The organism is Luteibacter jiangsuensis, assembly GCF_011742555.1.
In the GTDB taxonomy this organism is placed as follows: domain Bacteria; phylum Pseudomonadota; class Gammaproteobacteria; order Xanthomonadales; family Rhodanobacteraceae; genus Luteibacter; species Luteibacter jiangsuensis.
Genome location: NZ_JAAQQR010000006.1, coordinates 227808 through 250176 on the forward strand (window position 1 = coordinate 227808; position 22369 = coordinate 250176).

A 22369-nucleotide genomic window follows, 5' to 3' on the forward strand; every position below is an offset into this window, starting at 1 on the left:
TGCCCTTACCTCACTTCAGACCGTCGAGGATCGCGTCGACCGCTTCGGGCGTCAGCTTCTCGTGGTAGTGACCGTTGACGACCATCATCGGCGCGCCGGCGCATGCGGCCAGGCATTCCTCTTCCTGCTTGAGGTAAACGCGGCCGTCGGCCGTGCTCTCGCCGGTCTTGATGCCGAGTTTCTTCTCGCAATGGCGCACGATGCCCTCGGCACCATTGAGCCAGCAGGAAATGTTCGTGCAGATGGCGACGTTGTTGCGACCGACGGGCGTGGTCTCGAACATCGAGTAGAAGCTGGCGACCTCATAGGCCCAGATCGCCGGCAGGTCCAGGTACTTGGCCACCGCCGTGATCAGCTCGTCGGTGAGGTAACCCTGGTTCTGCTCCTGCGCGCCCATGAGCGACTGGATCAGCGCGGAACGCTTGCGATCCGGCGGGAACTTGGACACCCAGTGGTCGATGTGGGCGCGGGTGTGATCGTTGAGCACGACGAGGGGATCGACGTCCTTGACCTGCTCGAAATGACCGGTGGCTTTCATGGTTCAGTTCACTCCGTCGACTTAGCGGTCGACTTCGCCGAAGACGAGATCGTAGGTGCCGATCATCGCGACGACGTCGGCGAGCATGTGGCCCTTCACGATGGCGTCGATCGAGGACAGATGCGCGAAGCCCGGCGCGCGCAGGTGCACGCGGAACGGCTTGTTGGCACCGTCGGATACGAGGTAGCAGCCGAATTCACCCTTGGGCGCTTCCACCGCGGCATAGGTTTCGCCCGCGGGCACGCCGTAGCCTTCGGTGAACAGCTTGAAGTGGTGGATCAGGGCTTCCATGTCGTTTTTCATTTCTTCACGACTGGGCGGCGCGACCTTGTAGTTGCGCAGCATCACGGGGCCCGGGTTGGCCTTCAGCCACGCCACGCACTGCTGGATGATGCGGTTGGACTGGCGCATTTCTTCCACGCGCACGAGGTAACGGTCGTAGCAGTCACCGTTTACGCCCACGGGGATGTCGAAATCCATGTCGGCATAAGCCGCGTACGGCTGCTTCTTGCGCAGGTCCCAGGCGATGCCCGAGCCGCGCAGCATCGCGCCGGTCATGCCCCACGCCTGCGCCTGCTCCGGCGAGACGATGCCGATGCCGACGGTGCGCTGCTTCCAGATGCGGTTATTGGTAAGCAGCGCTTCGTATTCGTCGACGCGCGCCGGGAAGTCGTTGGTGAACTCCGTGAGGTAGTCCAGCATCGAACCTTCGCGCCAGGCATTCAGGCGCTTCAGGTCGCCACCCTTGTGCCACGGCGACTCGCGGTACTTCGACATCTGCTCGGGCAGGTCGCGGTAGACGCCACCCGGGCGGTAGTACGTGGCGTGCATGCGCGCACCCGACACCGCCTCGTACACGTCCATCAGTTCCTCGCGCTCACGGAACGCGTAAAGGAAGACGGCCATGGCGCCGAGGTCGAGCGCGTTGGAGCCGATCCACATGAGGTGGTTCAGGATGCGCGTGATCTCGTCGAACATCGTGCGGATGTACTGCGCGCGGATGGGCGCCTCGATCCCCATGAGGTTCTCGATGGCGCGCACATAGGCGTGCTCGTTGCACATCATCGACACGTAGTCGAGGCGGTCCATGTAACCGATGGACTGGTTGAACGGCTTCGACTCGGCCAGCTTCTCGGTACCACGGTGCAGCAGGCCCACGTGCGGATCGGCGCGGACGATGGTCTCGCCGTCCATTTCCAGCACGAGGCGCAGCACGCCGTGCGCAGCGGGATGCTGCGGACCGAAGTTCATCGTGTAATTGCGAATTTCTTCCACGGCTTAGTTCTCCCGCCAGTGGTCGGCGGACTCCGCCCTGGCCTGATCGAGGTCGGCGTCGTTGCGGATCGTGCGCGGCACCAGCACGCGCGGCTCGATCGATACCGGTTCGTACACCACGCGCTTCTGCTCGGGGTCGTAGCGAACCTCGACGTTGCCGATGAGCGGGAAGTCCTTGCGGAACGGATGACCCACGAAGCCGTAATCGGTGAGGATGCGGCGCAGGTCGGGGTGACCCTCGAAAATGATGCCGAAGAGGTCGAATGCCTCGCGCTCGAACCAGTCGGCGCCCGGCCAGATCGGCGTGATCGACGGCACGACCGGGAACGCGTCGTCCTCGCAGGGCACGCGCAGGCGGATGCGCTGGTTGAGTTCGATCGACAGCAGATGGATCACGGCGGCGAAGCGGCGCTGCTGCTCGACCTGGCGCGGGCGCTCCTCCCAGGTGAAGCGGCCCATGGCCTGGCCTTCGACGCCGCGCGAGAAGCTTTCGCCCTGCGCGGTGTCGGTGTCCCATTCGGCCTTGCCGTAACCCAGGTAGTCGATGCCGCAGACGTCGATGATGGTGCCGAAGCGGAAACCGGCCTCATCGCGCAGCGCGGTGGCGACGGCGATGAGGTCGCGCGGAGCCACCTCCGCGGTGACTTCGTTGCGCTGGACTTTCACGCTCAGCATGTCGCCGAAGCGCGCGGCGAGCCGTTCGACCAGCGAGGTCTCGTTGATAACGCTCATGATGCCCTGGCCCTGTTAACGCGCGATCGTGTGGGTGCGGCGGATCTTCTTCTGCAACTGCAGGATGCCGTGGATCAGCGCTTCGGCCGTCGGCGGGCAACCCGGCACGTAGATGTCGACCGGAACGATGCGATCGCAACCACGCACGACCGAATAGGAATAGTGGTAGTACCCGCCGCCGTTGGCGCAGGACCCCATGGAGATGACCCACTTCGGGTCCGGCATCTGGTCGTAGACCTTGCGCAGCGCCGGGGCCATCTTGTTCACCAGCGTGCCGGCCACGATCATCACGTCGGACTGGCGCGGGCTGGGACGGAAGATGACGCCGTAGCGGTCGAGGTCGAGGCGCGCGGCACCCGCGTGCATCATCTCGACGGCGCAGCAGGCGAGGCCGAAGGTCATCGGCCACATGGAACCGGTGCGTGCCCAGTTCATGAGCGCGTCGATGCTGGTGACGCCGAAACCGCGATTCACCGCCGGCGGATCGCCGTTCGGACGAATGATGTCGTCGACGAGGTTGAGCGGCTCCGGGTTGTGCATCACCCGGTCGAGGCTGGTCATCACTCCCATTCGAGCGCTCCCTTCTTCCAGACGTAAGCGAAACCGACCACCAGCAGCGCGAGGAACAGCGCCATTTCGACGAGGGCGATCGCGCCGATCTTGTCGAACACCACCGCCCACGGGAAAAGGAAGGCGATTTCGAGGTCGAAGATGATGAAGAGGATGGCGATGAGGTAGTAGCGCACGTCGAACTTCATGCGCGCGTCCTCGAACGCTTCGAAGCCGCACTCGTACGGCGCGAGTTTCTCGGCGTCGGGGCGCTTCGGACCGGCGAGCATGCCGATCACCAGGAGGGCGATGCCAAGGCCGACTGCGACGGCGATGAACAACAGGACGGGCCAGTATTGGGCAAGCACGATGCTGCGTACCTCCGCGCCTCGCTGGGCGCATCAGTGACCGTCGGCGGGGACGAGCGGTCCGGCTAGTGTCGGCCGGAGCTTTTTCGAATCGATCCAAATGGACCGCTCCGAGCCGGCGCGACGGACGCGCCAACGACTCCGGATATCCACAATCTCACGTTGGGGAACCGATCTATTGTACCAGTGCGTGCAGGTATGCCGACAAGTCTTAATGAGCGGAAACTGCCTTGCGATGGCGCATTCGCCACAGGCGGCGCGATGCCGCGCCCGCAGGTTACATCGTCTGGGTCGGACGCTCGGACGAGAGAGTGCCCGCCAGCAGGCCCTCGATGCGTTGGCGCGCAGCCTCGCTTTCCGGCGATTCGTTGAACTGGACGCCCACGCCGGCCGTGCGGTTGCCCTGCGCCCCCACGGGCGTGATCCACACCACCTTGCCGGCGACGGAGAGCCGTTCGTTCTCGTCGATGAGGGTGACCAGGAGGGCCACTTCGTCGCCCAGGCTGTAGCGCTGCGCCGTGGGCGCGAACAGCCCGCCGGTCTTCAGGTAGGGCATGTACGAGATGTACAGGGAATTCACGTCCTTGATCTTCAGCGAAAGAATGCCCTGGCGCGGCGAGGAGACGGTGGCGGTCATGGACTTAAGGATTCCCTGTATTGACAGCCATGCTAGCTACCCCACCGGCCGTGCCACAAGTCCGACCGGCTCGGGATCCTGCCCGGCCCAGCCGTAGTGGTCGTAGATCCAGGGCGTGGACAGGTCGGCGGTCAGCTTCGCGAAGGCCGGACCGGGAACGTCCCGGAGCGGCAGGATCCATTCCCCGCCCACACGCTCCAGGGGCGCCTTCCGCCACGGCCAGACCAGCACGCCGTTGCCGTCGGCCAGAACCACGCGCAGGCGGGCGCGGACCAGCGGCCCCGGGCGCCATGGCAGGCGCAGGGCGCCGGTGACCGGTGCGGGCGCGGGGCGATCGAAGCGCTCCGGCCGCGAAGCCACGCGGAGCAGCCGTTTCCGGCTGAGGGCCATCTGGGTCGCGTGCTCCAGCACGGCGCACACCTTCGTCGCCTGGCGCTCCGGATCGAGGTCCGGCACGAGGAGGTCTTCCGGCGCCGAGCGCTCCGTGCCGTGCACCATGTAGGTGAGCACGTCGGCCATCGACCCTGCGGCCGCCAGGGCCAGCCGGGCCAGCACGTGGGCCGAGCCATGATCGGGATGGGCGTCCCCCAGGTCGGGAATGACCACGAGGGTCGGGCGCACCCGGTCCAGCACCCGGCGTACCGAGGCCACGGCTTCCGCATGGTGCTGGCGCAGCTGCGTGGTGACCTCCATGTCGTGCCAGCCCAGCGCGTGGAGGTGGTCGGCTCCGACGCCGAGACGCGCCAGGGCGGCGGTCACTTCGCCGCGACGCCGGCGGCCCCAGCGGGCGCGCGCCTCGGCACCGATGACCAGCCGCCGCTCGAGCCAGCGCTGCGGCCAGGGATTGTCGTCGCCGTCGGTCAGCAGGAGGACGTCTGCCCTGCCCCCCGCGGCCAGCGTACGCTGGATGAGCATGCCCGCAGCAAGCGACTCGTCGTCGGGATGGGGCGCGACGACGAGAAGACGGGTGCTGCCGTCGATAACCGGGTGGCGTGACAAGGACTGCTCCAGGGAGGATCGAAACGTCGGCTCGATTAAGACCGAAGCCACGATAAGAGCGCGTCAAGGACGTCGACTGGGGTGGGAAGTCCCACTATCGCCAGGCCGCCAGGACTTCGAGCAGGACGAGATCGGCACGCAGCGGGCCGCGCAAGGCGTCCCGCGCCCGGTTGGCCTTGCCGTACCAGCTGTCCAGGGCTTCGTCGTCGAGCTGGCTCTCCAGCGGCTGCGGCGTGCCGGCTGCGCGCGCGCGCAGCTCGTCGGTGGCCGCCTGAGCGGCGAACCACAGGTATCTTGCCGGATCCGCAGCCTGCCAGCGCTTGACGACTTCCATGGCGTCGCCCCGGCCCGCGGCCAGTGCCTTCAGGTCGTGGCGGACCTCGCCGCGCTGTTTCAGTGCCCCGTCGGCCGCCCATGCCCTGGCCATGCCGGGGTTGCCTCCGGCGGCGTCCAGCGCAGCCGGCGCGTCGGCCACGCCTTGCGCGCGCAGCCAGTCGAGTGCCACGTCGCGCGGCGGCACCAGGAAGTCGATGCGCTGGCAGCGGCTGCGAATGGTCGCAGGTAGCCGCGCCGGCTGGTCGGCGACGAGCACGAGCAGCGTCGAGGGGGTCGGTTCTTCGAGCGTTTTCAGCAGCGCATTCGCGGCGGCGGCGTTCATCGCATCGGCGGGATCGATCGTCACGACCTGCCAGCCGCCGAACTGACTGGCCATCGACAGTCTTTGCGAGAGGTCGCGAACCTGGTCGACCACGATCTCGCTGCGGGTGACGCCGTCTTTGCGCAACCCAAACGACAGGGTGATGAGGTCGGGGTGCGTGCCGGCCTCCACCAGCTGGCAGGCGCGGCAGGTGCCACAGGCCTCGCCGGCCACAGGCTGCTGGCAGAGCAGACCCTTGACGAAGGCCGCCAGGAAATCGCGCTTGCCGAGGCCCGCGGGCCCGGCAAGCAACAGCGCATGCGGAAGCGCGTCCCGCTCGCGCCGGGCCTGCAGGCGCGCCCAGGCGTCCTCGTGCCAGGGCCAACGGCTCATCGCGCGCTCCCGGCAATGAGACCGGAAACGCCGGCGACGGCCTGCGCCAGCACCTCGCCCTTCGACGCCGTGGCGTCGAGCAGGCGGAAGCGCGACGGCTCGTGGGCCGCACGCGAGCGATAGGTGTCGCGCACACGTTCGAAGAAGGCATCGGCCTCCGCCTCGATACGGTCGGCCTCGCCCCGCCCGGCCGCGCGCGCGCGGCCATCGCTGACCGGAAGATCGAGCAACAGCGTGACGTCAGGCCGCAAGCCTTCCGCCGCCCATCGTTCCAGTTCGGCAATGCGCTCGACCGGCTGGCCACGGCCGCCACCCTGGTAGGCATAGCTGGCGTCGGTGAAGCGGTCGCAGAGCACCCAGCGGCCCGCGGCCAGCGCGGGCTCGATCACCTGGCGAACGTGCTGTGCCCGCGACGCGAACATGAGCAGGAGCTCGGCCTCCGCGCAGAGCGCGTTGTTCGCGGCGTCGAGCACGAGGGCGCGCACGGCCTCGCCGACCTCGGTGCCGCCGGGTTCCCGCGTGACCACGAGGTCGATGCCGTGGCTGCGCAGGTGCGCTTCGAGACCCCGCAGCAAGGTGGTCTTGCCGGCGCCTTCGCCGCCTTCGAGGGTGATGAACCGGCCGCGCTGGATACTCGTCACTGACATCGCTTCAACTGGTAACAGGCCACGGCCCGGTTGTGTTCTTCCAGGGTCGACGAGAAGACGTGGCTGCCGTCGCCCCGGGCGACGAAATACAGCTCCTTGCCATCCGCCGGATGCAGCGCCGCCTCGATGGCCGCACGCCCCGGCAGGGCGATGGGCGTCGGAGGGAGGCCAACCCGAGTGTACGTATTGTAAGGATTGTCGGCGGTGAGGTCGCTGCGGCGGATATTGCCGGCATACGTCGCGCCCATGCCGTAGATCACGGTGGGATCGGTCTGCAGCAGCATGCGCAGGCGAAGGCGGCGAACGAACACGCCCGCGATGCGCGGACGCTCGTCCGCCCTGCCCGTTTCCTTCTCCACGATGGAAGCGAGGATAAGCGCCTCGTAGGGCGTGGCGAGCGGCAGATCAGGCGCCCGGGAGTTCCAGGCTGCGTCGAGGGTTTTTTTCATGGCGGCATAGGCACGCTTCAGGATGCTCGAATCCTTGTCGCCCTTCACGTACGCATAGGTCTCCGGCAGGAATCGGCCTTCCGGATGGTCGCCCTCCGCACCGAGGCTTTTCATCAGTTCGGCATCGTCCTCGCCCGCGGTGTCGTGCGTCAGCGTATCCACGGCGGCCAGCGCCTTGCGCAGGTCGGCGACCGTCCAGCCGTCGACGATGGTGAAATGACGCTGCATGACCTTGCCCGCCGCCATGTCGGCGATGAGATTGCGGGGCGTCATGCCCGGACGCAGGGCGTATTCGCCCGCGTGCAGCCGGCCCGAGGCACGCATCTCCATCGCAAGAACGCGCCAGTAGAGCGGCGATGCGTGCGTGACCTTCCGCGCGCGCAGATCGTGCACGATGTCCTTGAACGAGGCACCGCGCGCCACGTCGATGCTCTGCCCCGCCGCTGGGATGGCGAGCGGCGTGCCCGCGAACCGCGCCCAGTCGAACCACAGCCAGGTGCCCGCGGCGATCGCCGCCACCAGCACCGTCAGCAGAATGGCCCGCCACAGGGCGATGCCGCGTATTTTCATCGATCGGAGTCCTTGGAACTTGCGGGCGAAGGCAAGCCGATGTCACGCCAATGCGCCTGCAGGGCACGGATGACGGGGCCGGGCTGCCACGAACGGGTCGCGAAAACCCGAACGGGGAGGATGCCGCGAACGGCCGACGTGAGGAAGACCTCGTCGGCCGCCATGAGTCGACCCAGGTTCAGTCGGACCTGCTCCACGTCGCGCACGGCCATCACTTCCGCCCTCGCCACACCGGCCACGCCGCAGCGATCGACGTGCGGCGTCGCCAACCGGCCGTCGAACACGACGAAGAGATTGGCGGCGGTGGCGCTGACAAGGTGGCCGTCGGCGTCGAGCATCAGACCCTCGGCGATCGCCGGGTCGTCCCATTCGCCACGCGCCATGACCTGTTCGAGACGGTTGAGGTGCTTCATGCCCGCGAGCAACGGCTGGACGGCCAGCCGGGTGGCGCAAAGGCGCACGGCGACGCCCTCCCTGCCTGCCGACGGATCGAGCGTCAGCGGAGACACTGTGACGACGAGCGTCGGCCGCGGTGCGGGCGGCGGCGCATAGCCTCGCGCGCCGGCGCCACGAGTGAGCGTAATGCGAGCCACGGCATCGTCGAGGCCGGCGGACAGGCGCAGCACTTCGCCGAGCACGGCCGCCATGTCCGGCGGCGGAATACGCAGGCGCCCGCAACCGCTGGCCAGCCTTGCGGCATGACGCGGCCACAGCGGCGCCCGCCCATGCACGACGCGCACGGTTTCGAACAGGCCGTCGCCATAGGTGAAGCCGCGATCGGACACGGACACGCGGTCCGCGTCGAGGAAATCGACGGAGGTGCGCGGCGTCATGCCAGCCCGAACACGCGAAGCAGGCCGCGCGCCTTGGCCCGCGTTTCCTCCAGCTCGCGCTCGGGAACCGAATCGGTGACGATGCCCGCCCCCGCGCGCAACGAGACCTGCGTGCCTTCGACGGACAAGGTGCGAATGAGGATATTGAGATCCATGTCGCCGTTGTCGTCGAGATAGCCAAGCGCCCCCGTGTACGCACCGCGAGCCTCGCGCTCCAGCGCGCCGATGATCTCCATGCAGCGCACCTTCGGACACCCGGTGATGGTTCCCCCCGGGAACGTGGCGGCGATCACCTGGCCCGGCGTCGTGCCTTCGCGTGCACGGCCGCGCACGTTGGACACGATGTGATGCACGTGCGCATAGCTCTCGACCACCATGAATTCGTCGACGGCCACGCTGCCCGGAACACAGACGCGGCCGAGGTCGTTGCGCTCGAGGTCGATCAGCATCACATGCTCCGCGCGCTCCTTCGGATGACCGACGAGCTCGCGGACGCGCGCAGCATCGTCGTCGCCCGTGATGCGCGGTCGCGTGCCCGCGATCGGCCGCGTCTGCAGAACGCCGTCGCGGGATGCCACCAGCCGTTCGGGCGACGAGCTCACCACCGCCCAGCCCGGGCGTTGCAGCAAGCCGGCGAAAGGTGCCGGGTTCGCGGCGCGCAATTCGCGCATGAGGATGGCGGGCGCAGGGGCCTCGGCGAAGCGCGCCGTCCAGCGGCGCGACAGGTTCACCTGGAAGACGTCGCCCGCATGCAGGTGTTCTTGCACGCGACGCACACCGTCGAGGAAGCGAGACGGATCGTCTTCGTCGACCGCGAGCGGCAGCGCGAGGGTCTCTTCGGGCATGACGGCCCCGAGATCGGCGGCCAGCGTGTCCAGCCACGCCTCCGCGCCCTCTTCCGCGACCAGGATCGTGCGTTGTTCGAGGTGGTCGACGATCGCCGCGGCCGGTGTGCGCAGTGCGAATGCCACGGGCATGGCACCGCCGGACGCCGGAAGAGCCAGGCTCGGCTCGATCTGGCCGACCAGTTCGTAGGCGAGGTAGACGACCCATCCGCCATGGAACGGAAGGCCGTCGTCGACACGTGGGCGCCGGTGCGCAGCCCATGCAGCATCGAGCACGTCGAGGAACGTGCCCTGCAACGCGTCGCCGTGTTCGTTTCGGGTAACGCCATCCGCCGACAGGGTCAGCGACGCGTCACCCGCCACAAGCAGGATGTCGAAGCGTGCCTGCGGGGTTCCCGAGACGGCGCTGGCCAGCAGTGCGGCATAACGCTCCGGATACGACGCGGCCGGCGCGAGGAGATCGCGCCGGCCGGCCAGGGTTCGCGTGACGAAAGCCAACGCCTAAGAGCCCGTTCGCGCCATCAGGCGCGACGGAAGACGAGCGTGCCGTTGGTGCCGCCGAAGCCGAACGAATTCGACATGACGACCTGGATATCGGCCTTCTCCGCCTTGTTCGGTACCAGGTCCATGCCGAGGGCCTCGACTTCCGGATCGACGTTCTCGAGGTTCATCGTCGGCGGCATGATGCCGTCGCGGATGGCGAGGATCGAGAAGATCGCCTCGACCCCGCCCGCCGCACCGAGCAGATGGCCGGTGACGGACTTCGTGGAGCTCACCGCGAACTTGCCCTTCTGCGTGGCATGCTCGCCGAACACATTGCGGATGGCCTTGGCTTCGCCGAGGTCGCCGACCGGCGTGGACGTGCCGTGCGCGTTCACGTACTGCACGTCTTCCGCCTTCAGGCCGGCGTCGTGCAGTGCATTGCGCATGGCCAGTTCGGCACCGTCGCCGCTGGGCGCGGTGATGTGGTAAGCGTCGCCGCTCATGCCGAAGCCGATCAGCTCGGCCAGGATGTTGGCGCCACGCGCCTTCGCAAACTCGTATTCCTCGAGCATGAGCATGCCGGCGCCGTTCGACAGCAGGAAGCCGTCGCGGCCGGTGTCCCACGGACGGCTGGCGTGCGTGGGATCGTCGTTGCGCGTGGACATGGCCTTGGCCGAGCAGAAACCCGCCATCGCCGTCGGCGTGGTGGCGAACTCGGCGCCACCGGCCAGCATCGCATCGGCGTCGCCGTACTGGATGAGGCGCATGGCCATGCCGATGTTGTGCGCGGCCGTGGTGCACGCCGACACCAGGGCGATGTTCGGGCCCTTCATGCCGTGGTAGATCGACAGGTTGCCGGCCACCATGTTGATGATGGAGCTGGGCACGTAGAACGGCGAGACCTTGCGCGGACCCTTGTCGCGCAGTTCGAGCGCCGTGGCCTCGATGGTGTGCAGACCGCCGATGCCTGCGCCCGCGGCGATGCCGACGCGGCCGGCGTTCTCGTCGGTGATTTTCAGACCCGACTGACGGAACGCATGCGTACCCGCGACGATGCCGTAGTGGATGAACGGATCCATCCGCTTAAAGTCCTTGCCGATGGCGCGCTTCTCGTCGTCGTCCGCGTCGGAGCCGGCGAAATAAGCTTCCACCGGATCGAAGCCGCGCACTTCGCCCGCGATTTTCGTCGCGTAGGCGCTGGCGTCGAATTCGCTGACGGGGCCGATGCCGCTGTTGCCCTCGACGACATTCTTCCACGCGGTGGCGAGATCGTTGCCGACCGGCGAGACGATGCCCATACCGGTCACTACCACACGTCGCTTACTCATGCGTTCTCATCCTTCACTTGTCCGCGCAACCATACGCGGGCGCAGGTTGCGTTACACGCAAACGAAAACTGCGCCATGACGGCGCAGCTTCCGTGTCGCTCGGAGATCGACGGGAGGCGGCGCCTCCGATCGACAACCAGCACGCTCGATCAGGCCTTGACGTGAGCCTTGACGTAATCGACCGCCTGCTGGACCGTCGTGATCTTTTCGGCTTCCTCGTCAGGAATCTCGCACTCGAACTCTTCTTCGAGGGCCATCACGAGCTCGACCGTATCCAGCGAATCGGCGCCCAGATCGTCAACGAACGACGCGTTCGCGGTCACTTCATCTTCCTTGACGCCCAGCTGCTCAACGACGATCTTCTTGACGCGCTCTTCGATGCTGCTCATGTTGCCTTTACCTCCCGAGGGAAAATCCGGCGGCATTGTAGTGGCTAAGGACCGTACCCGCCAGCATGCCGCCATCACGTTGATGACGCCCCGCCGATGAAGTCGAGGCGCGAAATGGCGATTGTCTCTCAAATCCGGGCCGCTGGCGACTACCGCGGTTCCGGAGGGTGCCCCGGTCAGGGCATGTACATGCCGCCGTTGACGTGCAGGGTCTCACCCGTGATGTACCGGGCGGCCGGCGACGCCAGGAAGGCCACGGCCTCGGCGATGTCGCTGGCCTCGCCCAGGTGGCCCAGGGCAATGCCCGCCAGGAGCGCGGTGCGCTGCTCTTCCGGCAGCGCACGGGTCATGTCGGTATCGATGAAGCCCGGGGCGACCACGTTCACGGTGATCCCACGCGAACCGATCTCACGGGCCAGCGATTTCGAGAACGCGATGATGCCCGCCTTCGCGGCTGCGTAATTGGCCTGCCCCGGATTGCCGGTGACGCCGACCACGGACGCGATGCTGACGATGCGGCCCTTGCGCGCCTTCATCATGCCGCGCATCACGGCCTTCGACGTGCGGAATACCGACGTGAGGTTCGTTTCCATGATGGCGCTCCAGTCTTCCTCCTTCATGCGCATGAGGAGCTGGTCGCGCGTGATGCCCGCATTGTTCACGAGGATGGAAACCGCACCGGCTTCCTTGGCGATGGCATCGACGAGCCCGTCGATGGCCGAGGCATCGGTGACATCGAGCACGCGGCCGTGGCCGCCATGGGGAGCAAGGCGCTCGCCGATGGCCTTGGCACCGCTTTCGCTGGTGGCGGTGCCGTACACGGTGGCGCCGCGTTCGGCCAGCAGGTCGGCAATGGCAGCGCCGATGCCGCGGCTGGCGCCGGTGACGAGGGCGATTTCGCCCTTCAGGGATGAGGTCATGGGGATATCCTTCGGTGAGGGTCAGACGGCGGCAAGGGCAGCTTCGAGTTCTTCCGGCGTGCCGATGGCCTTGCCGTCGATCGACTTGTCGATGCGCTTGACGAGCCCGCTCAGCACCTTGCCGGGGCCGCATTCCAGAGTCTGGACGATTCCTGCTGCGGCGAGCGCCTGCACGCACTCCGTCCACCGCACCGGAAGGTAGAGCTGACGCATCAGCGCGCCGCGAATGTCCTCGATGGACGTGTGCACCTTCGCATCGGCGTTCTGCACGACGGGAATCGACGGAAGCGACCAGTCGAGGGCGGCCATGCGCTCGCCGAGGCGGTCGGCGGCGTCGCGCATCAGCATGCAGTGCGACGGCACCGACACCGCGAGTTTCACGGCCTTCTTGACCCCGAGTTCCGCCAGGCGCGCCAGGGCGCGATCCACGGCTTCGACGTGGCCGGCGATTACGAGCTGCCCCGGGGAGTTGTAATTCGCGGGCGACACCACCTGGCCCTGCGCCACTTCCTCGCATACCTGCGCGATCTGGGCATCGTCGCCTCCGAGGATGGCGGCCATGGTGCCGACACCCGGCGGCACGGCGGCCTGCATGAGACGGCCGCGCTCGGCCACCAGGCCGGCGGCGTCCTTCAGGGAAAGGGCCGATGCGGCAACCAGGGCGCTGTATTCGCCGAGGCTGTGGCCGGAAAGCAGTGCCGGCATGCGGCCACCCCGCTTCGCCCAGACGCGCCAGACGGCAATGCTGGCGGCCAGGAGCGCGGGTTGCGTGTTTTCGGTGCTGTCGAGGACGTCCTTCGGGCCGTCCTGGCTGATCGACCAGAGGTCGACGCCGGCGCCTTCGGAGGCTTCGTCGAAGGCAGCGCGCACTTCGGGATGCGCCGCCGCGAGTTCGGCGAGCATGCCGACGGACTGCGAGCCCTGGCCAGGGAAAACGAAGGCGAGCGAGGCACTGGATGAGGTCATGCGAGACGATTCCGGGACTTCAAACCGCGCATGGTGCCAGCAAGCCGGGGGCGAATGCACCATTCGCGGGCGTTTGGTAGCCACGCGCCGAATACCTGTGGGAGCCGCTTCAGCGGCGATGCCGCGGCAGCGGGCCAGCGTGGGGCTAGCACCCATCGCCGCTGAAGCGGCTCCCACACAAAGCACATGCCCGTGGGAAACCTCTGTGCCTGGGCAAGGCTTCTGAAAAAGACAGTTGCTCCCACATGAAGCGAATCAATAACGCAGCAGTGCCGAGGCCCAGGTGAATCCGCCGCCGAACGCTTCCAGCAGCAGGTTCTGCCCGCGCTGCACCTTGCCCGAGCGCACGGCGTAGTCGAGCGCCAGCGGCACGGAGCCGGACGAGGTGTTCGCGTGCTTGTCGACCGTAACGATGACGCGGTCCATCGACATGTTCAGGCGCTTCGCCGTCGCTTCGATGATGCGCAGGTTCGCCTGGTGCGGGATCAGCCAGTCGATCTCGTCTTCCTTCATGCCGGCGTCTTCCAGGGTCTCGCCCACCAGCGCGTCGAGCGTCTTGACCGCTACCTTGAAGACTTCGCGGCCGAGCATGCTGATGCGTACGCCATGATTCGGCTCGTCCTTGAAGCCGACCGACACGCCCACGGGATTGAACAGCAGATGCTTGAAACCGCCGTCCGCGCGCATGCGGGTGGTGAAGATGCCGGGCTCGGCGGAGGCCTCGAGCACCACGGCACCCGCGCCGTCGCCGAACAGCACGCAGGACTCGCGCTCCGTCCAGTCGACCATGCGGGTAAGCGTCTCGGCACCGATGACCAGGGCCTTTTTCGACTGACCGCTGCGCATGAACGCATTGGCGACGCCAAGCGCGTAGACGAAGCCGGAGCAGGCGGCGTTCACGTCGAAGGCGGCGCAGCCATTCGCCCCCAGGCGATGCTGGACGAGGCAGGCGGTGGAGGGAAAGATGAGATCGGGCGTGGTGGTGCCGACGATGATGAGGTCGATCTCGGAGGCCTTCACCCCGGCCGCCTCCAGCGCGCGCTGGGCAGCGAGGAAGGCGAGGTCGCCGGTGGTTTCACCTTCCGCCGCGATGTGCCGCTCGGTGATGCCGGTGCGCGTGCGGATCCACTCGTCGCTCGTATCGACGATTTTTTCGAGGTCGGCGTTGGTCAGCACTTTCTCGGGAAGCGCGCTGCCGGTACCGATGATGCGGGCGTATTTCAGAACCGTATCCCCAATGAGACGGAGGATTCACCCGGACGGCATGAGCGGCCCGGGGCCGGAAAAACGGTATGCCACAAATGCAAAACGGCGCGTTGCCGCGCCGCCTGCGTTGTGATCGTCCCCAGGGGGAAGATCAGTCCTCGACTTCGACCGCGCCGCGGGTGTCGATGACCTTCTTGCCGCGATAGAAGCCGTCCTTGGTCACGTGGTGACGCAGGTGCACTTCACCGCTGGTCGGATCGGTCGACAGCTGCACGGACTTCAGCGCATCGTGCGAACGACGCATGCCGCGGGTGGACGGGGTCTTGCGGCTCTTGGCAACGGCCATGACAAATCTCCAGCGAAATTACTTAATGAGTCCGCGGAGTGCCGCGAACGGGTTTTCAGATTTTTCCTGCGGGAGCGTGTCGTCCCCGCCGGAACCAGTGACATCGTCGGGCAGTTCGTGGTCCGGATTCACCGGAACCAGCGGCAGCGCCAACAGAAGTTCGTCCTCGATGGTCGCGATCGGATCGAGCTTGCCGTCCTGTTCGACCAGCAGTGCCTCGTAACCCGGAGGCAACGACGCCTCCTCGCTTTCCTCGACGATCAGTCCGAGACGGGCATCGACTTCCACCGGCAACTGGAATGGTTCCAGCGAGCGCTGACAGATGAGGGTCAACCCGGCCTTCGCGCGTACAGCCACGTAGGCCACACCGAATTCGTCGCGGCCGAAATCCAGCTCATAGGTGACGACCCCCTCGGGAGACGCAACCACTTCACCCAGGCGCGAAAACGCCGAAACGGGAAGCTGACCCTGGAACGAACGCCGCGCACGAACCTCGCGCCAAGCGTCCACGGACGATGGCAATGTCACGGACATAATCGTGAGATGGTAGGCATCAACATGCCTGAAGTCAACCGGTTAGAGGGCGCCGACAGGCATGTCCGACGCTTTTGCGCGGCACGATGACTTTCGGGCAGACTGCCCTTCCTGCGCCCGGTTTGCGGCCCGGTGCCCATGAAGGGGAAGATCACGCGTGTTTTCCTTTGCCTATTATGCACTTGCGGGCACGGTAGCGATAGCGCTGGTCCTGTGCGCGTGGACGCTGCGCCATCAACGTTCGCGCCGGAGGCATGGGGCCCTGCAAGACCTGATGGACAACGCCGACCGGCTTGAGTCCGATCTCAAGGACTGCCGCGACCGCCTCCAGCGCGCGCACGCCGTCATGTCGGTCAGCCCGGACGTGCCCGCCTCGGGCGAACTGGAGGCGCAGCAGGCCGTCGATTCGGGGCTCCGCGCCCTGCTCCAGCAGCGCCTCTGGATCCGCGACCGCGCCCCGGCGGCGAGCCAGAGGGAGCTGGACGACGCGGTGGACGCCCTCGTGCGCGCCCGGCACCAGCTCGAACCGAGGCTGCGGGCGCTCGACGACGCCCAGACCGCACTGGATACCGCCGTCCGCGAACACATCCACAAAGACTTCTAGGGATCCTAGCGTGTCGCCGCAACCCACCGTCGTTCTCGCCTCCACCTCGCACTACCGCGCCGCCCTGCTCCGTCGCCTGCTCGACCATTTCGAACAGGCCGCGCCCGGCACCGACGAGGCTCCCTGGCAAGGCGAACAGCCCGCCGCTCGCGCCGCGCGGCTGGCCGAAGCGAAAGCGCGGGACGTGGCGGCCCAGTTCCCGGGCGCCGTCGTCATCGGCTCGGACCAGGTGGCCGACCTGGACGGGCGGATCCTGGACAAGCCGGGCACGGTGCGGGCGGCTCACGAACAGCTGGCGGCCAGTTCGGGCCGCGATGTCGTGTTCCACACGGCGGTATGCGTGATCGACCTGCACGGCGATGCGACCACCCATGTGGACGAAACCAGGGTGCGCTTTCGCGAGTTGTCCGACGAAGACATCCAGCGTTACATCGAACGCGAACGGCCCCTGGATTGCGCCGGAAGCTTCAAGTGCGAGGGGCTTGGCATCGCCCTGTTCGAGAGGATCGAGAACGAAGACCCGACGGCACTCGTCGGCTTGCCGCTGATCGCCACATCGAGACTGCTGCGCGCGGCGGGAGTGGTGCTTCCCTAGGGGCCATTCGCGAGCGAGGCTCGATAGGCCGCCATCCACACCACGCAATCGTCGGGGTTGCCGGGCACGCCGCGAGTGGCCCGTGCCCTGCCCTCGTACAACGCGAAACGGCGTCGCCCGTCGAAGGCCTGCACCCGCGCCACGGGGGCGACGATTTCCACCCGTGCGCAGGTGGAGCCGAGCCAGTCGCGCGCCTCGATGTCGTGCAGCTTCGACTCGTCGACCACCAGCAGGATCGCGTCGCCCGCATGTTTCGCGAGGCCGTCTTCGTCCAGGCCCCAGGCGGCGAGTTGCGGCGCCCGTCCGTGCTTCACGTTCAACGGGCTGTCCAGCGAATACACGGTGCGTGACGCTCCCAGCGCGAAACGCAGCTCCGCCGCAAGCATGAAATTGTCGGCGACAAGAATGGCTCCCGGCCGCGTAGCCAATGCGTCGCGACTGGCCGCCGCGCTCTCGCGCCAGCCGGTGAAATTGGTGGGGAACGCCTTCACGCCGGCGAGAACGGCGGCACCATGCGCCGACGCGGCAAGACCGAGATACCCGAACCCCGCGGCGAGACCCAACCCCGCCAGCACGAATCCGGCATGGACCGTGCGTCTCCAGGCGCTTCGCGCCTCGCGCAGTACGAGCGGTAGCGCCACACACGCCACGAGGTAACCGGGCAGTGGCCAATGCGCGCGAAAGCGCAGGTCGTCTGCGAACAGGCCGAGGACGAAGTACGCGACGACGAAGGTGCCGGCGACGACCGCGAGCGCATCGAGCGGTGTCTCCGTTCGGCGACGCCATGCCCTTGCGATCGCCCAGAGCATCGCCACCCAGGCGATCGGCGTGCATGCCACGGCCTGTTCCAGCGGCTGCACGAGGGCATCGGCGTGGAACCGCCAGGGATTGCGATCCACCAACTGGAAGGCGAGACCGGCGCCATGGGCGCCCAGGTTGTACAGAATGATCGGAACGAGCCCTAGCGAGGCGATGCCCATGGCGATCCACAAGCCTGGACGTCGCCACTGCAGCCGCCCGCGCGGTGTCAGCGCGAGGAACGCGAGGCCGGCAAGCATCGGCATCGCCGCGCGGTAGTGCGTCATCCACGCGATGGCAAGACCAAGGCCCAGCAGCAGCCAGCCACGCAAGCGATCGGTGTCGAGCGCCATCAGCAGCCCCTGCAGCGCGAGCAGCGTGGCGAACGTGAGCGGTACGTCCGGCAGCGCCATCACCCCGAGGCTGCCCGCAAGCGGCAGCAGCGACGCGAAGGTGGCGGCCTGCCAACGTGCCGGTTCGCCACCGTAGCGCGCTGCCATCGCCCCTACTTGCCAGGGAAGCGCGGCGCCCAGAAGCAGGAACGGCAGGCGCATGGGCAACAGGCCGTGCCCGAACATGGCTTCCGATGCCGCGATGAGCCACGCCGTAAGCGGCGGCAGATCGCTGTACCCCCACGCGGGGGACAGGCTTTCCTGCCAATAGAATGCTTCGTCACCGAAAGGCGACAACGTGCACGCTATCAAAAGTTTCGCCACGCACGATGCGACGAACACGGTGAGGAAGATGCCTCGCCACAATCGCGCAGGCGCGGCTACACTCGAGCGATCACCCATCGATATGGCCAGGCCGGGGGGCATACGCATCGATCATGTCCGCAACTCCACTCCACGATGAAATGCTGCGCCATCGGCTCGATGCCGCCCTGGCCCAGGTCAACGGCGTGCTGCTGGGCAAGCCACGCCAGGTGAAGCTGGCTTTCACCTGCCTCATTGCCGGCGGGCACCTTCTGCTGGAAGACGTGCCGGGCGTCGGCAAGACCACGCTGGCGCATGCGTTGGCTGCCACCTTCGACCTCGAGTTCCAGCGTATCCAGTTCACCAGCGACCTCCTGCCGTCCGACATTATCGGGGTCAGCGTCTACGAGCGCGAGACGGGAGAGTTCCGCTTCCATCCCGGCCCGATCTTCACCAGCCTGCTGCTCGCCGACGAGATCAACCGCGCCACGCCCAAATCGCAGAGCGCACTGCTCGAAGCGATGGCGGAGGGACAGACGACCGTCGATGGCGTGACCCACGAACTGCCCAAGCCCTTCTTCGTGGTCGCCACACAGAATCCGCTCGATCTGGCGGGCACGTTCCCGCTGCCGGATTCGCAGCTGGACCGTTTCATGCTCCGGCTGAGCCTGGATTATCCGGACCCCGCCGCCGAACGCGCCCTGCTCACGGGCGAAGACCGCCGCGACATGATGGCCACGCTCGCACCCCGGCTGGATGTGGCTGCAATCGCCCAGCTGCACGCGGCGGCCCAGGCGGTGAAGGCCAGCAGTACCCTCCTCGACTACCTGCAGGCTCTGCTGAGCGCCAGCCGCAAGCACAACGACGTGCGCGTGGGCCTGTCCCCGCGTGCAGGCCTTGCGTTGCTGGCGGCGGCGCGCGCATGGGCGCTGGTGAGCGGTCGCGACTACGTCATTCCCGAAGACCTGCAGACGGTGTTCGTCCCCGCCGCGGCCCATCGCCTCGTGCCGGCGCGAGGCAGCCATCGCGAGGCCATCGCGCGAGCCATCCTCGCCGAGACCGCGGTGCCCTGATGCCGCCGCATGTACAGCGGCTGGTGGCCTGGGCGGAACGCCGCCTGCCATCGCTGACCCGGCTTCGCCAGGCGGAGCCGCTGCCCATCCTGCTGCACCGGCGGCGCATCTACATCGTGCCGACCGGTTTCGGCATGGGCTTCTCCGTCCTGCTCGCAGTGATGCTGGTCGGCGCACTGAACTACGCGAACAACGCCGCGTTGATGCTGACCTGCCTGCTGGGCGCGGCGGCATCGGGCAGCATGCTGGTCGCCTTCCGCGTGCTCAACGGCCTGACCATCGGCGGCGTGCGCGCCGGCACCGCACGCGCGGGCGAATCGGTTCGCGTCTCGATCGACGTGGCCGCCAGCCAACGCGAACGCATGGCGGTGAGGCTGGACGTCGCGGGCCGCGAATTCGCCTTCGTCGTTCCCGACGGGGGCACGACCACCGTGGAATTCGAACTGCCGACGGAATTCCGCGGATGGCTCGCCCTTCCGCGCATGCGCTTGCACAGTCGCTGGCCGTTCGGTCTGTTCAGGGCCTGGAGCTGGCTGCATCCCGATCGCAACGTGCTGGTGTATCCGCGCCCCGAGGCACTCGGCCCGAAGCCCTTCGAGCCGAGCGGCGACACCGACCGCGGCCGCCCGCGTCCCGGTGACGAACCGGCGGCCTTGCGGGAATACCGTGCGGGCGATCCGAGAAGGCAGATTGCCTGGAAACTCAGTGCCCGCCACCACGGGTTGCTAGTGAAGGATCTGGAGCAGCCCGCGCCGCAGGAAGACTGGAGGCTGGATTGGGACGGCATGCATGGCCTCGATGACGAGTCGCGTATCGCGCGGCTCACCCGCTGGATCGACGAGGCACGCGAGGCCGGCCGGCGCTGGAGCCTGCGCCTTCCCGACGCCTATTTCGACGTGGCACAGGGAGACGAGCACTACCACCGTTGCATGACCGCCCTGGCGTTGCGGCCGTGACCGGCTTTCGCCCTTCCCTCCGGCGGACGCCGACGACCGACCCCGCGCTGGGCAAGCGAGCATTCGACCTGCTCTGCATCACCATGGCGTTCGTGCTGCTCGTGCATGCGGCGCACCTGCCGCCGTGGCTCACCGGAGCGCTCGCCGTCGTGCTTGCCGCGCGCTGGCGGCAGCGCCGCCGCGGAGGAAGAAACGCGCCTGCCTGGATCAAGCTGCCCCTCATCGGCCTGCTGCTCGGCGCCGTCGTGATGCAGAACGGCACGCTGTTCGGGCGCGAACCCGGCAGCGCCTTCGCGGTAGGCCTCCTCGTGCTCAAGCTGCTCGAAAGCGAGCACCGCCGCGACGCCCGTGTCGGCATCGCGTTCGCATGCTTCGCGCTGATGAGCGCGCTGCTGTTCGACCAGGGGCTGGTCGCAAGCTTTTTCGTGTGCCTCGGCATCGTTCCTGCGCTGGCGACACTGCGCTCGCTGGAAGAAATCGAGCCGGGCACGAGCCTGGCGAGCGAATTCAAACCCGTGCTGCTCGCCCTGCTCGCCGCCGTGCCGCTCTCGCTGTTCGCCTTCCTCTTCGTGCCGCGGCTCAGTACGCCGCTATGGGGAGCACCGCAAAATGCCGCGAGCACCACGGGGCTTTCCAACCGTCTGGCTCCCGGCGACATGATGGAGTTGATGACCGACGATACGCCGGCGCTTCGCGTGACCTTCGCGGGCCCGCCACCGGCGAACGCCGACCGCTACTTCCGTGCGTTCACCATGCAATGGTTCGACGGAAAGGCCTGGGCACCCGGATTCCGCAGTGCACGCCGTCCGCCTGCCCCGGCCGAATACGGTACACAGACGGTCTACGAGGTGTCGGTCGAGCCCACGCACGACCGCGTCGTGCCCATGCTCGACCTGCCGATGGCGGCCCCACCCGACACCACGATGCGCGCCGACCACACGGTGCTCGCGCAAAAGCGGATCGACGAAGTCACCTCGTTTCAGGGGCTTGCCGCCACGCGCTACCGGCTGGAGGCAACGCTCGACGACGACGTGCGCAGGGAGAACCTGTTGTTGCCCGCGGGAGTCGGCCCCCGCGCACGCGCGCTGGCCTCGTCCTGGGCGCAGCGTTTCGGGAACGATTCCGCAGCCATCGCCGGCGCCGCACTCGCCATGTTCCACGCCGATTTCTCGTACACGCTCGCGGCCCCGCCGCTGGGCCGGGACCGCATCGACGATTTCCTGTTCGGAACGCGCGAGGGCTACTGCGAACACTTCGCGTCCACGTTTACCTTCCTCATGCGCGCCGCCGGCCTGCCCGCCCGCGTGGTCACCGGGTACCAGGGCGGCTACTGGAACGCGAACGCGCGCTACCTGCTGGTGCGGCGCTCCGACGCGCATGCGTGGTCGGAGGTGTGGCTCGAGGGGCGCGGGTGGGTTCGCTTCGATCCGACGGCGGCAGTGCGCCCGGAGCGCGTGCAACTCGGCGCCGCCGCCGCGAACGCCGGGCACGGAGGCGACGACGGCCTGTTCGACATGGCCTGGGTGCGCAACCTGCGCGACCGCTGGGACGTCGTCAACCAATGGTGGAACCGAGGCGTTATCGGTTTCGACGCGTTGCGTCAGCAGGGACTGCTGCAGCCGTTCGGCATCGCACGCGCGGAGGCGTCGGAGCTGGTCGCGATCTTTGCCGTCGGCTGTGCCTTGCTGGTCGCCGTGGCATTGGGTTGGGCCCTGTTCCAGCCCCGCGAGGGCGATGGCCTCGACGCGTCGATGCGCCGGCTTCAGCGCAAGCTTGCCCGGGTCGGCGTGGTGCGAAGGACAGGTGAAGGACCGAAGCATTTCCTTGCACGCGCGGCGCGGGCACTGCCGGGACAGAGAAATGCATTGGAAAGGTTGGGCGAGCTTTACTTAAGATCGCGCTACGGGCATGACGAACCGCCGCCTGAATCGGTCATCCGGTTTCGACGGGAGGTGAAGGAATTCAAGGCGCGCCGCGTGGTCAAATAAGGGCATGGTATCGGCC

The 22369-nt window shown here is 67.4% G+C and carries 25 protein-coding genes; 5 read left to right on the plus strand and 20 right to left on the minus strand.

What is annotated here, in order from left to right; translation table 11 throughout:
* Window positions 1-10: 10 nt before the first annotated feature.
* The 19 genes from nuoE to HBF26_RS14510 form a co-directional block, all read right to left on the minus strand.
* Window positions 11-538 (minus strand): NADH-quinone oxidoreductase subunit NuoE, encoded by a 528-nt coding sequence (gene nuoE, locus HBF26_RS14420; RefSeq protein WP_167127888.1) that lies wholly within the window; start codon window positions 536-538, stop codon window positions 11-13.
* A 21-nt stretch (window positions 539-559) separates the two neighbouring features.
* Complete coding sequence (locus HBF26_RS14425) at window positions 560-1789, minus strand: NADH-quinone oxidoreductase subunit D (RefSeq protein WP_193569916.1); 1230 nt, start codon at window positions 1787-1789, stop codon at window positions 560-562.
* Between the two features lie 27 nt (window positions 1790-1816).
* On the minus strand, window positions 1817-2545 hold the full coding sequence (locus tag HBF26_RS14430; RefSeq protein ID WP_167127891.1) for an NADH-quinone oxidoreductase subunit C: 729 nt from the start codon (window positions 2543-2545) through the stop codon (window positions 1817-1819).
* Between the two features lie 15 nt (window positions 2546-2560).
* Window positions 2561-3115 (minus strand): NuoB/complex I 20 kDa subunit family protein, encoded by a 555-nt coding sequence (locus HBF26_RS14435; protein WP_167127895.1) that lies wholly within the window; start codon window positions 3113-3115, stop codon window positions 2561-2563.
* On the minus strand, window positions 3106-3462 hold the full coding sequence (locus HBF26_RS14440; protein WP_167127898.1) for an NADH-quinone oxidoreductase subunit A: 357 nt from the start codon (window positions 3460-3462) through the stop codon (window positions 3106-3108). Before HBF26_RS14440 ends, HBF26_RS14435 begins: the two co-directional genes overlap by 10 nt.
* Before the next feature lie 277 nt (window positions 3463-3739).
* Window positions 3740-4099 carry a PilZ domain-containing protein gene (locus HBF26_RS14445; RefSeq protein ID WP_167127901.1) on the minus strand — a complete coding sequence of 120 codons (360 nt, stop codon included), beginning with the start codon at window positions 4097-4099 and terminating at the stop codon, window positions 3740-3742.
* A gap of 36 nt (window positions 4100-4135) precedes the next feature.
* Window positions 4136-5098 carry a PIG-L deacetylase family protein gene (locus HBF26_RS14450; RefSeq protein WP_240151360.1) on the minus strand — a complete coding sequence of 321 codons (963 nt, stop codon included), beginning with the start codon at window positions 5096-5098 and terminating at the stop codon, window positions 4136-4138.
* 94 nt (window positions 5099-5192) lie between these two features.
* Window positions 5193-6128 (minus strand): DNA polymerase III subunit delta', encoded by a 936-nt coding sequence (gene holB / locus HBF26_RS14455; RefSeq protein WP_167127904.1) that lies wholly within the window; start codon window positions 6126-6128, stop codon window positions 5193-5195.
* Complete coding sequence (gene tmk, locus HBF26_RS14460; protein WP_167127907.1) at window positions 6125-6775, minus strand: dTMP kinase; 651 nt, start codon at window positions 6773-6775, stop codon at window positions 6125-6127. The genes holB and tmk overlap by 4 nt, the downstream gene beginning before the upstream one ends.
* Complete coding sequence (gene mltG / locus HBF26_RS14465) at window positions 6766-7794, minus strand: endolytic transglycosylase MltG (RefSeq protein WP_167127910.1); 1029 nt, start codon at window positions 7792-7794, stop codon at window positions 6766-6768. Before mltG ends, tmk begins: the two co-directional genes overlap by 10 nt.
* Window positions 7791-8627, minus strand: coding sequence for an aminodeoxychorismate lyase (gene pabC / locus HBF26_RS14470; protein ID WP_167127913.1), 837 nt, complete (start codon window positions 8625-8627; stop codon window positions 7791-7793). The genes mltG and pabC overlap by 4 nt, the downstream gene beginning before the upstream one ends.
* On the minus strand, window positions 8624-9970 hold the full coding sequence (locus HBF26_RS14475) for an aminodeoxychorismate synthase component I (protein WP_425483001.1): 1347 nt from the start codon (window positions 9968-9970) through the stop codon (window positions 8624-8626). Before HBF26_RS14475 ends, pabC begins: the two co-directional genes overlap by 4 nt.
* Window positions 9971-9993: 23 nt before the next feature.
* Window positions 9994-11283 (minus strand): beta-ketoacyl-ACP synthase II, encoded by a 1290-nt coding sequence (fabF, locus tag HBF26_RS14480; RefSeq protein WP_167127916.1) that lies wholly within the window; start codon window positions 11281-11283, stop codon window positions 9994-9996.
* A 149-nt stretch (window positions 11284-11432) separates the two neighbouring features.
* Window positions 11433-11672, minus strand: coding sequence for an acyl carrier protein (acpP, locus tag HBF26_RS14485; protein ID WP_167023382.1), 240 nt, complete (start codon window positions 11670-11672; stop codon window positions 11433-11435).
* Window positions 11673-11848: 176 nt separating this feature from the next.
* A complete protein-coding gene (fabG, locus tag HBF26_RS14490) occupies window positions 11849-12592 on the minus strand; it encodes a 3-oxoacyl-ACP reductase FabG (RefSeq protein ID WP_167127919.1) in 744 nt (247 codons plus the stop codon).
* A 21-nt stretch (window positions 12593-12613) separates the two neighbouring features.
* Window positions 12614-13558 carry an ACP S-malonyltransferase gene (gene fabD, locus HBF26_RS14495; protein ID WP_167127922.1) on the minus strand — a complete coding sequence of 315 codons (945 nt, stop codon included), beginning with the start codon at window positions 13556-13558 and terminating at the stop codon, window positions 12614-12616.
* A 255-nt stretch (window positions 13559-13813) separates the two neighbouring features.
* The gene (locus tag HBF26_RS14500; RefSeq protein ID WP_167128065.1) at window positions 13814-14782 is read right to left on the minus strand and encodes a beta-ketoacyl-ACP synthase III; all 969 of its coding nucleotides are present in this window, start codon (window positions 14780-14782) and stop codon (window positions 13814-13816) included.
* Window positions 14783-14915: 133 nt separating this feature from the next.
* Window positions 14916-15110, minus strand: a complete 195-nt coding sequence (rpmF, locus tag HBF26_RS14505; RefSeq protein ID WP_090054210.1) for a 50S ribosomal protein L32 — start codon at window positions 15108-15110, stop codon at window positions 14916-14918.
* Between the two features lie 18 nt (window positions 15111-15128).
* On the minus strand, window positions 15129-15644 hold the full coding sequence (locus HBF26_RS14510) for a YceD family protein (RefSeq protein WP_167023373.1): 516 nt from the start codon (window positions 15642-15644) through the stop codon (window positions 15129-15131).
* 157 nt (window positions 15645-15801) lie between these two features.
* Here HBF26_RS14510 and HBF26_RS14515 point away from each other — a divergent pair, with 157 nt between their 5' ends.
* Both HBF26_RS14515 and HBF26_RS14520 read left to right on the plus strand, forming a co-directional pair.
* The gene (locus HBF26_RS14515; protein WP_338039681.1) at window positions 15802-16248 is read left to right on the plus strand and encodes a hypothetical protein; all 447 of its coding nucleotides are present in this window, start codon (window positions 15802-15804) and stop codon (window positions 16246-16248) included.
* A gap of 10 nt (window positions 16249-16258) precedes the next feature.
* Window positions 16259-16843 (plus strand): Maf family nucleotide pyrophosphatase, encoded by a 585-nt coding sequence (locus HBF26_RS14520; protein WP_167127925.1) that lies wholly within the window; start codon window positions 16259-16261, stop codon window positions 16841-16843.
* Here HBF26_RS14520 and HBF26_RS14525 read toward each other — a convergent pair.
* Window positions 16840-18465 (minus strand): ArnT family glycosyltransferase, encoded by a 1626-nt coding sequence (locus HBF26_RS14525; protein WP_167127928.1) that lies wholly within the window; start codon window positions 18463-18465, stop codon window positions 16840-16842. The genes HBF26_RS14520 and HBF26_RS14525 overlap by 4 nt on opposite strands.
* Window positions 18466-18470: 5 nt before the next feature.
* Between HBF26_RS14525 and HBF26_RS14530 the strand changes: the two genes are divergently transcribed.
* The 3 genes from HBF26_RS14530 to HBF26_RS14540 are packed head-to-tail and all read left to right on the plus strand — an operon-like array spanning window position 18471 to window position 22353.
* A complete protein-coding gene (locus tag HBF26_RS14530; protein ID WP_167127931.1) occupies window positions 18471-19409 on the plus strand; it encodes an AAA family ATPase in 939 nt (312 codons plus the stop codon).
* Window positions 19409-20365, plus strand: a complete 957-nt coding sequence (locus HBF26_RS14535) for a DUF58 domain-containing protein (protein WP_167127934.1) — start codon at window positions 19409-19411, stop codon at window positions 20363-20365. Before HBF26_RS14530 ends, HBF26_RS14535 begins: the two co-directional genes overlap by 1 nt.
* On the plus strand, window positions 20362-22353 hold the full coding sequence (locus HBF26_RS14540) for a transglutaminase TgpA family protein (protein WP_338039682.1): 1992 nt from the start codon (window positions 20362-20364) through the stop codon (window positions 22351-22353). Before HBF26_RS14535 ends, HBF26_RS14540 begins: the two co-directional genes overlap by 4 nt.
* Window positions 22354-22369 lie beyond the last annotated feature (16 nt).

Coding starts and splice junctions, on each gene's coding strand:
- nuoE (WP_167127888.1), bottom strand. CDS start 538: ATGAAAGCCACCGGTCATTTCGAGCAGGTCAAGGACGTCGATCCCCTC.
- HBF26_RS14425 (WP_193569916.1), bottom strand. CDS start 1,789: ATGAACTTCGGTCCGCAGCATCCCGCTGCGCACGGCGTGCTGCGCCTC.
- HBF26_RS14430 (WP_167127891.1), bottom strand. CDS start 2,545: ATGAGCGTTATCAACGAGACCTCGCTGGTCGAACGGCTCGCCGCGCGC.
- HBF26_RS14435 (WP_167127895.1), bottom strand. CDS start 3,115: ATGGGAGTGATGACCAGCCTCGACCGGGTGATGCACAACCCGGAGCCG.
- HBF26_RS14445 (WP_167127901.1), bottom strand. CDS start 4,099: ATGACCGCCACCGTCTCCTCGCCGCGCCAGGGCATTCTTTCGCTGAAG.
- holB (WP_167127904.1), bottom strand. CDS start 6,128: ATGAGCCGTTGGCCCTGGCACGAGGACGCCTGGGCGCGCCTGCAGGCC.
- tmk (WP_167127907.1), bottom strand. CDS start 6,775: ATGTCAGTGACGAGTATCCAGCGCGGCCGGTTCATCACCCTCGAAGGC.
- mltG (WP_167127910.1), bottom strand. CDS start 7,794: ATGAAAATACGCGGCATCGCCCTGTGGCGGGCCATTCTGCTGACGGTG.
- pabC (WP_167127913.1), bottom strand. CDS start 8,627: ATGACGCCGCGCACCTCCGTCGATTTCCTCGACGCGGACCGCGTGTCC.
- fabF (WP_167127916.1), bottom strand. CDS start 11,283: ATGAGTAAGCGACGTGTGGTAGTGACCGGTATGGGCATCGTCTCGCCG.
- acpP (WP_167023382.1), bottom strand. CDS start 11,672: ATGAGCAGCATCGAAGAGCGCGTCAAGAAGATCGTCGTTGAGCAGCTG.
- fabG (WP_167127919.1), bottom strand. CDS start 12,592: ATGACCTCATCCCTGAAGGGCGAAATCGCCCTCGTCACCGGCGCCAGC.
- fabD (WP_167127922.1), bottom strand. CDS start 13,558: ATGACCTCATCCAGTGCCTCGCTCGCCTTCGTTTTCCCTGGCCAGGGC.
- rpmF (WP_090054210.1), bottom strand. CDS start 15,110: ATGGCCGTTGCCAAGAGCCGCAAGACCCCGTCCACCCGCGGCATGCGT.
- HBF26_RS14510 (WP_167023373.1), bottom strand. CDS start 15,644: ATGTCCGTGACATTGCCATCGTCCGTGGACGCTTGGCGCGAGGTTCGT.
- HBF26_RS14525 (WP_167127928.1), bottom strand. CDS start 18,465: ATGCGTATGCCCCCCGGCCTGGCCATATCGATGGGTGATCGCTCGAGT.
- HBF26_RS14530 (WP_167127931.1), top strand. CDS start 18,471: ATGTCCGCAACTCCACTCCACGATGAAATGCTGCGCCATCGGCTCGAT.
- HBF26_RS14535 (WP_167127934.1), top strand. CDS start 19,409: ATGCCGCCGCATGTACAGCGGCTGGTGGCCTGGGCGGAACGCCGCCTG.